This window comes from Sphingopyxis sp., from assembly GCF_965279725.1.
Classification (GTDB): Bacteria; Pseudomonadota; Alphaproteobacteria; order Sphingomonadales; family Sphingomonadaceae; genus Sphingopyxis.
Genome location: NZ_CBDIIL010000001.1, coordinates 859,930 through 875,207, shown reverse-complemented (window position 1 = coordinate 875,207; position 15,278 = coordinate 859,930). Strand labels below are relative to the sequence as shown.

Annotated in this window: 17 protein-coding genes; 14 read left to right on the top strand and 3 right to left on the bottom strand. The window is 66.5% G+C overall.

The annotated features are described in order from the left end of the window. Positions 1-73: 73 nt before the first annotated feature. Together ACQY6T_RS04105 and gp17 are read left to right on the top strand one after the other, a co-directional pair. Positions 74-619, top strand: a complete 546-nt coding sequence (locus ACQY6T_RS04105; protein WP_428628695.1) for a head-tail connector protein — start codon at positions 74-76, stop codon at positions 617-619. Further along, positions 616-1,008, top strand: a complete 393-nt coding sequence (gene gp17, locus ACQY6T_RS04100) for a tail completion protein gp17 (protein WP_428628692.1) — start codon at positions 616-618, stop codon at positions 1,006-1,008. Before ACQY6T_RS04105 ends, gp17 begins: the two co-directional genes overlap by 4 nt. A 37-nt stretch (positions 1,009-1,045) precedes the next feature. Here gp17 and ACQY6T_RS04095 read toward each other — a convergent pair whose 3' ends face one another. Beyond that, on the bottom strand, positions 1,046-1,381 hold the full coding sequence (locus ACQY6T_RS04095; protein WP_428628690.1) for a hypothetical protein: 336 nt from the start codon (positions 1,379-1,381) through the stop codon (positions 1,046-1,048). Between the two features lie 49 nt (positions 1,382-1,430). Here ACQY6T_RS04095 and ACQY6T_RS04090 point away from each other — a divergent pair, with 49 nt between their 5' ends. From ACQY6T_RS04090 to ACQY6T_RS04040, 11 genes are all read left to right on the top strand, one after another. Continuing rightward, a complete protein-coding gene (locus ACQY6T_RS04090) occupies positions 1,431-1,838 on the top strand; it encodes a phage major tail protein, TP901-1 family (protein ID WP_428628689.1) in 408 nt (135 codons plus the stop codon). Beyond that, positions 1,835-2,149: a gene transfer agent family protein gene (locus tag ACQY6T_RS04085; RefSeq protein ID WP_428628686.1), complete on the top strand. Its 315-nt coding sequence runs from the start codon at positions 1,835-1,837 to the stop codon at positions 2,147-2,149. The genes ACQY6T_RS04090 and ACQY6T_RS04085 overlap by 4 nt, the downstream gene beginning before the upstream one ends. Then, entirely contained in the window at positions 2,149-2,430 is a 282-nt protein-coding gene (locus tag ACQY6T_RS04080; protein WP_428628850.1) for a phage tail assembly chaperone, read from the top strand. Before ACQY6T_RS04085 ends, ACQY6T_RS04080 begins: the two co-directional genes overlap by 1 nt. Beyond that, entirely contained in the window at positions 2,423-2,998 is a 576-nt protein-coding gene (locus tag ACQY6T_RS04075) for a tail tape measure protein (protein ID WP_428628683.1), read from the top strand. The genes ACQY6T_RS04080 and ACQY6T_RS04075 overlap by 8 nt, the downstream gene beginning before the upstream one ends. Before the next feature lie 185 nt (positions 2,999-3,183). Beyond that, entirely contained in the window at positions 3,184-5,508 is a 2,325-nt protein-coding gene (locus tag ACQY6T_RS04070; protein ID WP_428628682.1) for a DUF2460 domain-containing protein, read from the top strand. A 2-nt stretch (positions 5,509-5,510) separates the two neighbouring features. Further along, positions 5,511-6,326, top strand: a complete 816-nt coding sequence (locus tag ACQY6T_RS04065) for a DUF2163 domain-containing protein (RefSeq protein ID WP_428628849.1) — start codon at positions 5,511-5,513, stop codon at positions 6,324-6,326. Beyond that, on the top strand, positions 6,319-6,744 hold the full coding sequence (locus ACQY6T_RS04060; protein WP_428628679.1) for a peptidoglycan endopeptidase: 426 nt from the start codon (positions 6,319-6,321) through the stop codon (positions 6,742-6,744). The genes ACQY6T_RS04065 and ACQY6T_RS04060 overlap by 8 nt, the downstream gene beginning before the upstream one ends. 3 nt (positions 6,745-6,747) lie before the next feature. Then, complete coding sequence (locus ACQY6T_RS04055) at positions 6,748-8,925, top strand: phage tail protein (RefSeq protein WP_428628677.1); 2,178 nt, start codon at positions 6,748-6,750, stop codon at positions 8,923-8,925. A 12-nt stretch (positions 8,926-8,937) separates the two neighbouring features. Next, positions 8,938-9,390 (top strand): DUF2793 domain-containing protein, encoded by a 453-nt coding sequence (locus tag ACQY6T_RS04050; protein ID WP_428628675.1) that lies wholly within the window; start codon positions 8,938-8,940, stop codon positions 9,388-9,390. Between the two features lie 130 nt (positions 9,391-9,520). Next, the gene (locus tag ACQY6T_RS04045; protein ID WP_428628673.1) at positions 9,521-10,642 is read left to right on the top strand and encodes an OmpA family protein; all 1,122 of its coding nucleotides are present in this window, start codon (positions 9,521-9,523) and stop codon (positions 10,640-10,642) included. A gap of 243 nt (positions 10,643-10,885) precedes the next feature. Continuing rightward, positions 10,886-11,326, top strand: coding sequence for an ExbD/TolR family protein (locus ACQY6T_RS04040; protein ID WP_428628671.1), 441 nt, complete (start codon positions 10,886-10,888; stop codon positions 11,324-11,326). 31 nt (positions 11,327-11,357) lie between these two features. Here the strand turns inward: ACQY6T_RS04040 and ACQY6T_RS04035 are convergent, their stop codons facing one another. Beyond that, positions 11,358-11,894, bottom strand: a complete 537-nt coding sequence (locus ACQY6T_RS04035; protein ID WP_428628668.1) for a DUF1993 domain-containing protein — start codon at positions 11,892-11,894, stop codon at positions 11,358-11,360. Positions 11,895-11,946: 52 nt separating this feature from the next. After that, the gene (locus tag ACQY6T_RS04030) at positions 11,947-13,746 is read right to left on the bottom strand and encodes an ABC transporter transmembrane domain-containing protein (protein ID WP_428628667.1); all 1,800 of its coding nucleotides are present in this window, start codon (positions 13,744-13,746) and stop codon (positions 11,947-11,949) included. A 245-nt stretch (positions 13,747-13,991) separates the two neighbouring features. Between ACQY6T_RS04030 and ACQY6T_RS04025 the strand changes: the two genes are divergently transcribed. Continuing rightward, a complete protein-coding gene (locus tag ACQY6T_RS04025; protein ID WP_428628665.1) occupies positions 13,992-15,212 on the top strand; it encodes a polyhydroxyalkanoate depolymerase in 1,221 nt (406 codons plus the stop codon). Positions 15,213-15,278: the final 66 nt, after the last annotated feature.

Genomic DNA, 15,278 nt, shown 5'->3' with positions numbered 1-15,278 from the left:
GGCGCCCGGTCCATGCTCCCTACCCCCTTTCGGGGCGGACCGGGCGCTGACTTTTCTTGATGGAGAAACGGCGATGACGATGAGCCTGGTGCCGGGGGAATCCCCGGTGAGCCTGACCGAGGCGCGCGGCTGGTTGCGGATGGGGACGGCGGTCGACGATGCCGTTGTCGCGCAATTGCTGCGCGCGGCGACGAGCATTTGCGAGGCGTTTGTCGGCCAGTGGCTGGTGCGGCGGTCGGGAAGCGAAACGCTGCCGCTGGACGGCGGCACGGTGCGGCTGACCGTGCGGCCCGTCGTTGCGGTCGCGGATGTGACCTTGCTGGCGGTTGATGGCGGCGCGACGGTTGCCGATAGCAACGGGTATCGCGTGGCGATCGCGTCCGACGGTATTGGCCGGTTGACGATCAACGCCCCCGGCGATGCCGATCGGGTGCGGGTGACCTATCGCGCCGGACTCGCTGAGGATGGCGCGGGCGTGCCCGAGGCGATCCGGCAGGGGATCGTGCGGATGACGCAGCATTTATACGATGCGCGCGACGGCGCCGACGCGGCGCCGCCGGCAGTGATTGCGGCGTTATGGCAGCCGTGGCGGACATTGAGTCTGGGTGGCGGGCGATGAGCAGTGCCGAACAGGCGGTGCGGGCGAGGGCGCTGGCGTTGCTGGCGGGCGATAGCGAGCTAGCGGGGCTGGTGCATGGAGTGTTCGACGGGACGCCGTCGCGGGCGAGCGCGCCTTATGTGTCAGTCGGCGGCGCGGACGGCGTCGATTGGGGAACCAAGGATCGGGCGGGGCGCGAGGTCCGGCTGACGCTGGCGCTGGTTGGCGTGGGCAGCAGTCTGGATGACCAGGCGGCGGCGCGGGTCGAGGCAGCGGTCGCGGCATTGCGCGGGGCGACGGACGGGTGGTCGATCGTCAGCGCGCGGGTGATGCGGACGCGGTTCGGCTTTGGCCGCGAAGGCGGGTGGCGGCAAGAGGTGGTCGTGCGGTGTCGGTGTCTGGCCGAATAAGGTGATCGCCCCCGCCTGCGCGGGGGCGACGGCGGTATCAATCGCCCGGCAGCGAGTTGTTGGATTTATAATCCTTGAACTTGTCGGTGAAGTTGGCGTGGTAATCCTCGATCTGCATGTCGGCGTCTTCGGTTGCGACCGCGACCGAATCGCCGCCCGAGCGGCCAAGGGCGATCACCGCCGCGCGAAAAGCGTCGCGTTCGGCCGAGCAGTTCGATTTGACGGCCATTTCATATTCGGCCTCTTCGACCTTGGCTTCGAGTGACTTTTTCATGTCGTCGCGCAGGCATTTGGTGAAGGCGGCGCGCGTCGTGTCGACCGCGCCAGTCGGTGCCGGCGCCATGGCGGCCAAAAGCAATGTTGTAATCAGCATCCCGCGACTCCCCGGTTTCGGATGGTTTTTCTTTCGAGGAGATTAGACGATGGCAATTGAAAATGGGAGCACTTTTCTGCTCAAGATCGGTAACGGCGCGGCGCCCCCCACCTATCAGACGGTCGCCGGGCTGCGCACCACGCAATTGTCGGTGAATGGCGAGGCGGTGAACGTCACGAACAAGGATTCGGGAGGCTGGCGCGCGCTGTTGTCCGGCGCCGGAGTGCGATCGGTGTCGGTCAGCGCGGCGGGGATTTTTACCGGATCGGCGGCGGAGGTGCGGGTGCGCGGCCATGCGCTGGCGGGGACGATCGACGATTATGAGCTGAGTTTTGAAAGCGGTGAGCGGATGCGCGGGCGGTTCCTGGTGACGCGGCTGGACTATGCGGGCGATTATAATGGCGAGCGCAATTACACGCTGAACCTGGAATCGAGCGGCGCGGTGGTGAGCCTGTGAGCGCGGCGGCGAACGCGTTGCGCGGCGAGGCCGAGCTGATGGTCGGCGAGCGGGTGCATGTGCTGCGCCCGAGCTTTGCCGCGCTGGTCGCGGCCGAAAGCGAACTGGGGCCGCTGTTCGCGCTGGTCGAGCGCGCCGCCGATGGGCGGCTGGGGCTGGGCGAGCTGGCGTGCCTGTTCTGGCATCTGGTGACGGATCGGCCCGAAGGGCTGTCGCGCGAGGCGGTCGGCGAGGCCGTGGTTGCGCAGGGATTGACGGCGGTGACCCCGGCGCTGCGCGTGCTGCTCGGGCAGATATTGTCGGGACGGTGATGGTGATGGGCGCGCGCGGCGATGCCCACCCCGCCGCGACGAGCGAACGAGTTCGCAAGTCTCGCGGTCCCTCTCGCGAGCGTGAGGCGCGCGTTGGACCGGTCGCAATCAAACTGCTGGGGGTTATGGCGCGCGTCGCCGGGTGGCAACCGGGCGATTTCTGGGCGGCGACGCCGGCGGATGTTCGTGCGGCGCTGGGCGGGTGGGTCGAAGCGGATGCGGACGCGTCGTTTGACGGTGCGACGCTGGCCGCGCTGATGGAGCAATTTCCCGATGGATGAGATTGACGAGATGGTGGTCGCGGTGCGCGCCGATACCGGGGCGTTCCGGCGCGACATTGCGGCGTTGCGAGTCGAGCTGGGCGGGCCACTGGTATCCGAGGCCGAGCAGGCGGGGCGGGCAATCGAGCGCGCGCTGTCGCGGGCCATCGTGTCGGGCAAGCTGGGGTTCGAGGATATGAAGCGGCTGGCGCTGTCGGTCATGGCGGACATCGCGCGCGCCGCGATTGCGCATGGGATCGGCGCGGCGCTGGGCGGCGGTGGCCAAGGCGGTCAGAGCGGTGGCGGCGGTGGGCTGTTGGCGCTGGCGCTGTCGCTGTTGGGGGCGCCGGGACGCGCGACGGGCGGGCCGGTGAGCGCCGGACGCGCTTATCGTGTCGGCGAGTGCGGACCCGAGCTGTTCGTGCCGACCGCGAGTGGGCGGATCGAGGCGGCAGGTGGCGGCGCGCGCAATATCGCAATTACGGTGAATGTGCGCGGCGATGCCGGGAGCGAGCCGCAGCGGCTGGCGCAGACCGGACGGCAGCTGGCGCGCGCGTTGCGGCGCGCGGTGGCTGCGGGAGAGGAATAGGGCATGGGAGCCAGGTATTTCTCATAAGCCCCTCCCATTCAGGGGAGGGGGAAGGGGTGGGGGCTGCCAGCATTGCGCAAGGCCGATGGCCCCCACCCCACTTCACTAGCGAGCAAGCTCGCAAGTTCCGTTGCCCCTCCCCTGAAGAGGAGGGGTTGATGTGATAAACTGGAAAGGCTGATGCGATGGGCTGGGCATTGATAGCGGCGGCCGAGCCGCATCATCGCAAGGGGTGGTTGAAGCGGTTCGACCCGCGGTATTGGACGGTCGATTTTGCCCGGCCGATGATGGCCAGCGTCGTCAGCAACACACCCCGGGTGCTGCGCGTCGAGGCGGTGTTTTACCGCAAGCAGGATCTGGCAGGGCTGATCTGGGAGGCCGAAGATCGCTGGGATCATCCGCTGCTCGCCTATGAGACCAGCCGCGATTTCCGGCACACGCAGCTGAAATTTCGCTGGCGATCGGGCGGGATCAAGCCGCTCGACGCGCTGCACGGGCCGACGCTGACGATCGAGGGGCGCGACGCGGCGGGCGTCCCGCGCGCCTGGTATGTGCGGTTGTGGAATTATGCGGCCGGGACAAGCGAGGACGCGGTCATCAGCCTGGATTTCGACGCGCTGAATGGCGGCTTCCTGCTGCCCGGCGAGGCCGATCGGGTATGGGCGGGTGATGTCGACCGGATGTTCATTTCGCTGGTGCCGCCGGGTTTCGACGGCGGCGAAGGGGTGCTGGCGGCACCGGTCGAAGGCTGGGCCGAAATGAGCGCGATCGCCTGTTCGGGATCGGGTTCGGTGCTGGCGATCGGCGATGTCGTGTTGCCCGAGCAAGGGCTGGGCATGACCAATGGGTATGACGATTGCTATCATCTGACCCCGGCGCGGGTGGTGCGGCAGATCGTGCAATTGGGTTATCGCGGTGATGTCGTCCATTATGTCGGAATGAGCCATTATATGCGGCTCGAGGCACTGGGCGGCGGCTTTTACATCAGCCTGGCGGGCGGGGTGCTGAACCGTCCGGCGAGCGAATGGCACCGCGCCCTGGCCGCGGCCTGTGGTGAAGCGGGGCTGGGGGTGATCTGGTCACTGTCGTATGAATTGTTCGACGCTTATTGCTGGAACGACTGGAAGCAGCGCGATGCCGATGGCGCTCCTGCGCTAACCGGGTGGGTGCCGCCGTCGACCTTGTTGTCGCCTGCCAATGCTGCGGCAATGGGATATTTGCAGCTGGTGGCGCGGACGTTTGTGGCGATCGGGCGCGAGGCGGGGTTGGCGCCAAAATTCCAGGTCGGCGAACCGTGGTGGTGGGTGAATGCGGGCGGCAAGCTCTGCGCCTATGATGGGGCGACGAGCGCGGCGCTGGGTTCGTCGAGCGTCGCGATTGGGGACGTCCGGGGCGCGTTGGGAATGCCGCAGCGCGCGATGCTCGATAGATTGGGGAGCCTGCTCGCGTCCTCGACCGCGGCGCTGGTCGCCGCGGCGCGGCACGAGGCGGGAGCGGACGGAATCCTGTCGTTCCTGCTGGTCTTTCTGCCCACCGTTCTCGATCCCGCGGCGCCCGAATTGCGGCGCGCCAATGTGCCGACCGGATGGGCCGCCCCCGCGTTCGATGTGCTGCAATTGGAAGATTATGATTGGGTGACTGCGGGGCGGGGCGCCGAAACGGCGCCTGCCCGCGCGGCGATGGTCGCGCGGCTGGGCTATCCCGTTCACGAACAGCATTATTTTTCGGGCTTTGTCCTGAACCGCGAGGATCGCGGGCAGTGGGCGGCGATCGCCGATGCCGCAGCGGCGGCGCGGCGGGCGGGGGTGACGCGGGCGTTCGTGTGGGCGCTGCCGCAGGTGGCGCGCGACGGCTTTGTCGCTTTTGACGGGGAGGATGACGTGCAGGCTTTCGATGCTGTGGATTTTCCGCTGGCGATCGGGCGCGAGGCGATGGTCGCAACCGAATTTTCGACCCAGATCGTGAGCTCGCCATCGGGGCATGAACAGCGCGCGAGCGAATGGGCCGAGGCGCGGATGCGGTATGACGCGGGCCCGGGGATCAGCTCGGAGGCCGCAGTGCGAGTGCTCACCGATTTCTTTCGCGGGCGGCGCGGCGCGGCGCGGGCGTTTCGTTTTCGGGATCCCTTCGATGCCAGCTCGGCGGCGGATGGCGGGCTGCCGACGGCAGGCGACCAGATGCTGGGGACCGGCGACGGCGTTCGGCGGCAGTTCGGGCTGGTGAAGCGCTATGGCGCGGGAGATGCCGAGCAGGTGCGGGCGATCCGGCTACCGGTGGCGGGCAGCGTGCGGGCGTCGGTCGACGGGCTGGAGACGGTGGCGTTCGTCGTGACCGCGCAGGGTGAGCTGCTGTTCGATGCGCCGCCGGCGGCTGGGGTGGCGGTGCGTGCGGGGTTTTTGTTCGACGTGCCGGTGCGTTTTGCCGAGGATCGGCTGGAGGCAAGCCGCGCGACTTTTTTGGCGGGCGAGCTGGCGCATGTGCCGCTGGTCGAGGTGCGGGCGCCGTGGTGACGATGACGGAAGCGCCCGACTGGCTGCGCGAAGAGCTGGTGACGCTGGCGTGGTGCTGGCGGCTGGCGCGGCGCGACGGCGTGGTAATCGGGCTGACCTCGCACGACCGCGACCTGACGATCGGCGGGATCGCCTATCGGGCGGCGCCGGGAATGAAACCGTCGGCGCTCGAGACGACCGATAGCCTCGATACTGCGACGATGGATTTGGAGGGAGCGATTGCGAGCGATGCGATCGCGGCGCGCGACCTTGACGCGGGGCGGTGGGACGGCGCCGAGCTGATATTGTTCGTGACCGACTGGACGGCGCCTGATGTTGCACCGGTAACGGTGGCCCGCGGATCGCTGGGGGCGATCGAGCGGCGCGGGGCGGCGTTCGCGGCGGAATTGCAGGGGGTGACGCGGCTGCTTGACCGGCCGGTTTGTCCGGCGACGTCGCCGTCGTGCCGCGCAATGCTGGGTGACCGGGCGTGCCGGGTCGACTTGGCGCCGCATACGCACCTACGCCGGGTGCTGACGGTCGTCGGGCGCGCAGTGACGATCGACAGTCCCGTCGCCGACATGGCGTTTGGTGAACTGCAGTGGATGGAGGGCGCCAATTGTGGGCTGGTGAGTCCGGTGATCGGAGCCATGGGCGCCGTGTTGCAACTGGCCGAGGCACCGGCATTTGTCGTCACCGAGGCGGTGCGGGTTCGATTGACCGAGGGGTGCGACAAGCAGCTCGCGACATGCCGCGACCGCTTTGCCAATGCGATCAATTTTCGCGGTGAGGCGCATCTGCCGGGCAATGATCTGCTGACGCGTTATCCCGGTGGCTGAGCCGTTCAAACAGGATTGGGGCGCGCGCGCCTTTGTCCGCGCCCGACGGCTGGTCGGAGTCCGGTTCCGGCCGCAGGGATATGACCCCTCGACCGGGCTCGACTGTGTCGGGTTGGTGTGGGCGGCCTATGCGGCGGCGGGGCGGCGGCTGATTCGTCCGACCGACTATCCGCTGCGCGGGTGGTCGCAGCAGCGGATCGCCGACGCGCTGAGGCGTGCTGGCTTTGTCCCCGCGGTAAGCGCGCCACAGAGCGGTGATGTGGCGTTGGTCGCGTTGGCGGCGGAGCAGTTTCATCTGGTGTTGATGGGACCGGACCGGTGCGTCCACGCCCATGCGGGGCTGCGGCGGGTCGTCGAATCACCGCTGGACGCCGCGCTGTTGACAGCGCCGCGCTGGCAGCTGGCCAAGGAGGATTGAGAGATGGCGACGCTGGTGCTGACGGTGGTCGGCGGGATTGTCGGCGGACCGGTGGGGGCGGCGATCGGGGCTGCGCTGGGTCAGCAGGTCGATGCGGCGATTTTCAAGCCCAATGGGCGCGAGGGGCCGAGGCTGGCCGATCTGAAGGTCCAGGCATCGACCTATGGCCAGCAGATCCCGCAGCTGTTCGGCACAATGCGCGTCGCGGGCAGCGTGATCTGGGCGACCGACCTGATCGAGCGGCGCAACAAAAGCGGCGGCGGTAAGGGGCGGCCGTCGGTGACCGAATATAGCTATGCGGTGTCGCTGGCGGTGGCGCTGTCGTCGCGGCCAATTCGCGCGATCCGGCGGATATGGGCCGACGGCAATCTGCTGCGCGGATCGAGCGGGACGTTTCAGGAGCGCTGCGAATTTCGCTGGCATGACGGCAGCGAGGACCAGCCGGTTGATCCGCTGATCGCGTCAGCGCTTGGGCCGGGATCGGCCAGCGGTTTTCGCGGCCTGGGCTATGCGGTGTTTGAGGAGCTGGAGCTGGGCGCGTTCGGCAACCGGATCCCGTCGCTCACTTTTGAGGTCGAGGCCGATGCGGCGAGCGTCGATGCCGGACTGATCGGCAATGCGTTGCTCGGCGAGAGCGGACGCTGCGCGGGTGAATGGTCGTTCGCGGGCTATGCCGCGTCGGGCGACCGGGCGCGCGACGCGCTGGCGCCGCTGTTCGAGGTCGATGGCGTGCGGATGGCCAGTGCTTCGGACGGATGGCGACTCGCCCCGGCCGCGCAGGCGGGGGCGCCGCTGATGCTGGATGGTTTTTGCGAAGCGCGGCGGGCGGAAACGGGGCGCGACGTAATCGAGCGGCAACGCGCGCCGCTGGCGTCGCTGCCGGGGTCGATCAGGCTGCGTCATTATGAGCCTGAACGCGATTATCAACTGGGCCAACAGACCAGCGCGGTTGCGGGCGGCGGGGTGCGCGAGGAGCGGGTCGACTTGCCCGCGGTATTGCCAGCATCTTCGGCACGGGCGCTGGCGCAGCGACTGGCCGCCGCGGCGGCCGATGGGCGCGAGACGTTGATCTGGCAAGCCGATCTGGCGGCGTTGGCGCTGCCGGTCGGGCATGTCGTGACGCTGGCCGACGGCGGCGCCTGGCGGCTGGCCGGACGCCAGATGCGCGCGAACGACATATTGCTCGAGCTCAAACGGCATCAGCCGGTGTCCTCCGTGGACCTTGCCGCCGCGCCGGGCGTGCCGGTACGCGCGCCGGACTGGCCCGATGCCGCCGGAACGGTGCATATCTTCGACTTGCCCAATTTGGGAAGCCCCGGTGCCACGGCGGCGCGCATCCTGATTGCCGCCGCCGGCAGCAATGATGGCTGGCGCGGCGCCGATTGCTGGTTCGTTCCCGCCGCCGATGCCGAGCCGCTCGCGCTTGGCACCGTGCGACCCGCCGCAGCGCTGGGGCATTCGACGGAGCCGCTGTTGCCAGGAAGCGAGTATCTGTTCGATGACGCGCATGCCGTAACGGTGCGGTTGGTCAATCCGTCCATGATGCTGGAATCGGTCGATGCGGCGGCGCTTTTGGGCGGCGCGAACCGGGCTATGGTGGGCGGGGAGCTGCTGCAATTCGGGTCCGCCGAGCTGGTTGCCGACGCTGTGTGGCGGCTGTCGCACTTGTTGCGCGGCCGCGCCGGGACGCCGCGCACCATCGCCCATGCGGCGGGGACACCGTTCGTGTTGCTCGAAGATAGCGCGCCGATGCTGCTGCCCGAAGCGATGGCGGCGGCGGCAGAGAGCGGCGGTGCGCGGTTGCAGTGGGCGCCGCGCGGCGGGACGGGCTTGACGGACATTGCCGTTGCGGCGGTCGGCGCTGCAATGTTGCCGCTGGCGCCCGTGCATGGCCGGACATTTTCCGACGGTGCGGGCGGCGTTGTCATTTCGTGGCGGCGGCGCAGCCGCGTCGACACGGGCTGGCGCGACCATGTCGATCTGCCGGTTGGCGAGAGCCAGGAGGCGTGGCGCATCGTCCTGTCACCGCCGGTCCCCGGACTTGCGCCTTGGCAAAGCGCAGCCCCGGAGCTGCATATCGCTGCCGCCGTTATGGCGGCGCTGCCGTCGGGCACCATGATAGCGATTCGCCAGGTCGGCGACTTTGGACTGTCGCCGCCATTGTCGCTGCCGCTTACATAAAAGGATGAAACTATGAGCGAAATGCCGATGACACCGCGCTTTGCGCTGCCGTTGCTGGGCGTGGCGCAGGCCCAGAAAGAGGTCACACACAACGAAGCGCTGACGTTGATCGACGCGCTTGTTCACGCCGCGGTGGAGGCAGGGCCGCTGAGCGATCCGCCGGTTGCGCCGGTACCGGGGCAATGCTGGCTGGTCGGTGCAGCCGCTACGGGTGATTGGGGCGGGCAGGCGCAAGCCATCGCGATCTGGACCGTCGGTGGCTGGCGATTTGTGGCGCCGCGGGCCGGCACGACCGTGATGCGGGTCGCCGACGGGACGCGGCTGCGATTCGACGGCGAAGAATGGGCCGCGCCGGCAACTATCGGACCGCCGTCTGGCGGCTCGACAATCGACGTCGAAGCGCGTAGCACCCTTGCGACGTTGATCCTGCACCTTGAGGCGCATGGCCTTCTGATTTCAGGCTGAATTTCCACTCGCTGGCTTTAAAAGTGCGACTTTTTAGCAACAGATTGACGATTTGTTCACTTGCACGGAACCAAAGCGGCGAGTAGGACGTCTGCCGAGACGTATATCTCAATTTGAAAGGGGAATTACTATGAGGAAGCTTGCCGTAGCTGTGGCGTTGGCCTCCACTGCCCTGGCGTCGCCTGCTTTGGCGCGCGACGACTCTTGGTATGTTGGCGTGGGCGCCGGCGCAATGCTGATCGAAGACCTGGATCTGGATATCGGCACCGCCGACAGCGCCATTTCGCTCGATCATCGCGCTGGTTATGATTTCGAAGGCACCGTTGGTTACGATTTCGGTGGTTTCCGCGCCGAAGTCGAAGTCGGTTATCGCGAAGCCGACATCAAGTCGGGCCGCATCTCCGCACCTGGTATCCCAGGCAATGCTGCCGGTACTTCTATCACCCAGTTCACTGGCTCGACCGCGCTGAACGGCGACACGAATGCCCTGAGCTTCATGGTCAACGGCATGCTTGACTTTGGTGACGACGACGGCCTGCAAGGTTTTGTCGGCGGCGGTGCCGGTGTGGCTCGCGTATCGGTCGAACCTGTGTTCGCGGGTGCCTTCCTCGATGATTCGGACACGGGCTTTGCGTGGCAGGCAATTGCTGGCGTTCGCGCTCCGCTGAGCGACAGCATCGACGTTGGCCTTAAGTATCGCTTCTTCAACGTCGACAATGTCGATCTGGTCGATCAGCTTGGTCGCGACGTTTCGACGCGCTTCCGTTCGCACTCGATCCTGGGTACGTTGACGTTCAACTTCGGTGGTGCTCCGGCGCCGGTGGAACCGGCTCCGCCGCCCCCGCCGCCCCCGCCGCCGCCCCCGCCGCCTCCTCCGCCCCCGCCGCCGGTCGTGCAGTGTGAGCCTGGACCGTACATCGTGTACTTCGATTGGGATCAGTCGAACATCACGCCGGAAGCGGCTTCGACGCTCGACAACGCGATCAGCGCCTACAACCGTGGTTGCACGGGTACGCAGGTCATGCTCGCCGGTCACGCCGATCGCTCGGGCTCGGCCAAGTACAACGTCGGCCTGTCGGAACGTCGCAACACCGCGGTTCGCAGCTATCTGACCGCTCGCGGTATCTCGGATGGCTCGATCAGCGCGCAGGGCTTCGGCGAAAGCCGCCCTGCCGTTGCAACCGCCGATGGCGTCCGCAACGACCAGAACCGTCGCGTGGAAATCACTTACGGTCCCAACTCGGGCATGTAAGACCGGTTTCCATCCCCGATGGGGACGGAACGAAAAAGAAAGGGCGGTACCGCAAGGTGCCGCCCTTTCTTTTTGCGGTGGCGGCATGTGGCGATGGCCGTCCGATGCCGTAGCCAAATTTCGCTTGCTAGAAGTTCTTTATGATATACCATTACAAAAGGGCGCGGGATGGTCTTGAGCCCTTGACGAGGGGGCGGGCGCCTGCCCATCGCGGCCCGGCCTGCCCGAAGCGGGAGAGAGACGATGCGCCGACGCCGCAGCCTATTTCATCGCAGCATTTTTCGCGCTGACCCCAATGGCGACCCCGACATCAACACCACCCCGTTGATCGATGTGATGCTGGTCATGCTGGTGATGTTCATCATCACCATTCCGCCGCCGACGCATAGCGTCGACGTGACGTTGCCGGGAGTCGAGCCAGGTCTGGCACAGGTGCGCGACGAAAACCGGGTCACCATCGACACCGCGGACGTGATCCGCTGGAACGGTGAGGCGATCGACTTGGCGCAGCTGGGCCAGCTCGTGAAAACGGCTTCGGATCGGCCCGATCCGGCGACCTTGATGTTCGAACCCGAAGCGCGGGCGCGCTATTTGCGCGTCGATCAGGCGATCGGCGCGATCCGGCGCAACGGCGGGTCGACGATCGCCTTTCGCGGTATCGAGCGATATGCGGCGGTTATCTGACCGCTGATTGCCGATCGTGCCCGGTTGTCCGTCAGGTGGCGGGCGCCGTTCCGGGACGCAGATAGCGCGTCACGTAACCGACATAGTCGGCCTTGCCGAGCGGCACGCCCATGTGGCGCAGGATCGAATAGGCCGCCACGAGATGGAAATAAAACTGCGGCTGCGCCCAGTCGCGAACATAGGTGCGTGCGGTCATGTCGAAGGCCATGCCGTTGGGCAGGTCGAAGCTGACCGCGCGGTCGGGGTCGCTGTCGAGGATCGCGGCATCGACGGTGTCCAGCCACGCCAGCGTTGCCGCAATCTGGGCCTGCAACCCGGCAAAGTCGGTGGCGTCGTCGGTCAGCGCAGGGGCGCCGGCCGCGCCGAGGCGGGTAGGCGGCTGTATCGCCTGCGAACAGGTGCTGCGAACCTGCGCCGCGAGCGGGAACATGTCGGGCGCGAGCCGTGCGACGATGAACTGCAATTCGCCGACGCCATTTTCGGCGCCCCACGCCAGCGCCTTGTCGAGCTGCGCCGATAGCGCGCGCAGGCCGTTGGCGTAAGCGGGCACGGTCAATTCATAGAGCATCGTCACATCCTTTTAAGGGCGGTGGGCGGTCGCGGTGGTGGTCGAGGCCGGGTCAGACCGCGGCGAGATTGTCCTGAAATTGCAGCCGCGCAAGGCGGGCGTAGAGGCGGTCGGCGGCGACGAGTTCGTCGTGCTTGCCCTCCTCGACGATGCGGCCGTTGTCCATCACGATGATGCGGTCGGCGGCGCGCACGGTGGCGAGCCGGTGCGCGATGACGATCGTCGTGCGATCGTGCATCAGAACTTCGAGCGCGTCCTGCACCAGCTTTTCCGATTCGGCGTCGAGCGCCGACGTTGCTTCGTCGAGCAACAGTAAGGGCGACCGGCGCAGCAGGGCGCGGGCGATGGCGACGCGCTGGCGCTGGCCGCCCGACAGCCGCGCGCCGCCTTCGCCCATGAAGGTATCGAGCCCCTGCGGCAGCTTGCGAAGAAACTCCTCGGCATTGGCGGCGCGCGCCGCATCCCACAACTGATCGTCGGTGGCATCCCAATTGCCGTAGCGCAGATTGTCGCGCGCCGAGGAGGCGAAGATCACCGTTTCCTGGGGGACCATCGCGATACGAGCGCGAATATCGGCGGGGTCGGCTTCGGTGAGCGGGACGCCGTCGAGCAGGACCTGCCCCGCCTGCGGATCGTAAAAACGCTCGGCCAGCTGGAACAGGGTCGATTTGCCGGCGCCCGAGGGACCGACGATGGCGACGGTTTCGCGCGGCCGGATCGCGAGGTTGAAATCATGCAGCGCGGGTGCGTCGGGACGGGTCGGATAATGGAATTCGACGTTCGCGAATTCGAGCGTACCGCGGGGGGGCTCTGGGAAGGCGCGCGGCTGGGCCGGGGGGGCGATGCTCGCCTCGGCATTGAGCAGCTCGCTCAGCCGCTCGGCGGCGCCCGCAGCGCGCAGCAGGTCGCCGTAAACTTCGGTGAGGGCGCCAAACGCACCCGCGACCAGCCCGCCGGTGAGGACGAAGGCGGCGATGGTCCCGCCGGTGATCGTGCCCGCGGCGACGCCTTCGGCCCCGTACCACAGCAGGGTGGTGATGGCGCCGAACAACAGGCCGATGACGATCGCGGTCATGATCGCGCGCAGCCGGATGCGGCGTTTGGCGGTGGCAAAGGTCGCCTCGACCGCCGCGGCAAAGCGGCCTGCCTCGCGTTCTTCCTGTCCGAACGCCTGAACGATCTTCATCGCGCCGAGCTGTTCGGAGGTGGTGGCGCCGATGTCGGCGACGCGGTCCTGGCTCGACCGCGAAACATTCTGGAGCTTTCGGCCGAGCAGGACGATCGGCATGATGATCACCGGGATACCGAGCAGGATGCCGCCGGTCAGTTTGGGCGACAGGGTGAAGAGATAGGCGATGCCGCCGATCCCCATCACCATGTTGCGCAGCGCCACCGACACGGTGGTGCCGACTACCTGTTCGATGATCGTGGTATCCGACGTCATTCGCGAGGCGATTTCGGAGGGGCGGTTTTCCTCGAAAAAGCCAGGCGCGAGGCGGAGCAGGTTGCGCTGAACCGCCTGGCGGATGTCGGCGACGGTGCGTTCACCGAGCCAGCTGACGAAATAGAAACGCAGCGCGGTGGCGGCGGCGAGGGTCAGGACGATGCCGTAGAACAGCCGGAAATGCGGGGCGACGTCGCCGCCGCCGGCGACAAAGCCGCTGTCGATCATTTCCTTGAATTGCCAAGGGATAGCGAGGGTCGCGATCGCGGCAATGCCGAGCGCGACCGCCGCGATGACCAGCTGCAGCGGATAGGCGCTGGCATAATGCCAGATCATCCGCAGGCTGCCGAGTTTGCGGCGGGGTTCGGCGGGGGCTTTCGCGGCGGAAAGTTCAGGGGTGCTGGCCATCGCACCCGCCCTAGCAGCGGCAATGCCCGCGCTCAACGACGCAGAATGATGCTGGGCTTCAAGGACTATGAAGCAGGGGTGGAGGATCGGGTGCGCGAACAAAAGGCGCGCGGTGCGGCCAGAATATGGACAAATATCCGGCCCGCGATGATTCTGATGCATTGCACAATAAAACCGAAGCCCTAGACTGACCCCAATAAACGGGCGTCAAAGAGCGCCGGGGCTTGCCAAGGAACCGAACCACCATGTTGTATCACGCCTTTGAAATGCAAAAGAACTGGCTGGCGGGAGCCAGTGCGCTCGCGACCGCGGGGGCGCAAGTGATGCAGCATCCCGCCAACCCGCTGGGCTATTTCAGCGGCAGTTCGATGTTTGCATCAGCATTGGAAGTGTTTGCCCACGCATCGATCCCGCGCGGCAAGCCGGGGTTCGAGCTGTACGAGACCGAAGTCGACGGCGAGAGCGTCCGGGTTACCGAGGTCGTCGAGGCGCGCAAGCCATTCGGCCAACTCAAGCACTTCAAGCATAAGGGTACGAAAGGCGCACCCAAGCTGTTGATCGTCGCGCCGATGTCAGGCCATTATGCGACGCTGCTGCGCGGCACCGTCGAACGGATGCTGCCCGGCCATGACGTGTGGATTACCGACTGGCGCGACGCGCGCAATGTGCCGCTGGAGGCGGGCAAGTTCGATCTCGACGATTATATCGACTATCTGATCGGCTGGATGGAGCATATCGGTCCCGGCGCGCATATGCTGGCGGTGTGCCAGCCGTCGGTGCCGGCACTGGCCGCCGCGGCGATCATGGCCGCGACCAAGAACAAGAGTCGCCCGGCGACGCTGACAATGATGGGCGGGCCGATCGACACGCGCAAGGCGCCGACCGCGGTCAACCAGCATGCGATGACCCGCCCGCACGCGTGGTTTCAGGAAAATGTCATCGCGACGGTGCCGGCCTATTATCCGGGCGCCGGGCGGCGCGTCTATCCGGGCTTTCTGCAACTTGCCGGCTTCATGTCGATGAACCTGGGCAATCACATGATGAGCCACTGGTCGATGTTCAAACATCTGGTCGACGGCGATGGCGAAGAAGCCGACAAGACCAAGGAATTCTACGACGAATATCGTTCGGTGTGCGACATGACCTCCGAATTCTACCTGCAGACCGTCGATGTCGTATTCCAGCGCCATCTGCTGCCTAAGGGCGAGATGCTGCACCGTGGCGAGCCGGTCGACCTGAACGCAATCGAGGATATTGCGATCCTGGCGATCGAGGGCGAGCGCGACGATATTTCGGGGATCGGCCAGACCAAGGCGGCGCTGACACTGACCAGGAATCTGCCGACCGAAAAGAAGAAATATCTGATGGCCAAAACTGTTGGCCATTATGGCATTTTCAACGGCCGCAAGTGGCGCGACGATATTGCGCCGGTGGTTGAGAAGTGGATCCGCAGCAACGGCGGGTGAGGCCCATTTGCGGACCTATTCCTTCGTCATCCCGGACTTGATCCGGGATCTATAGCGCCCTCAGCA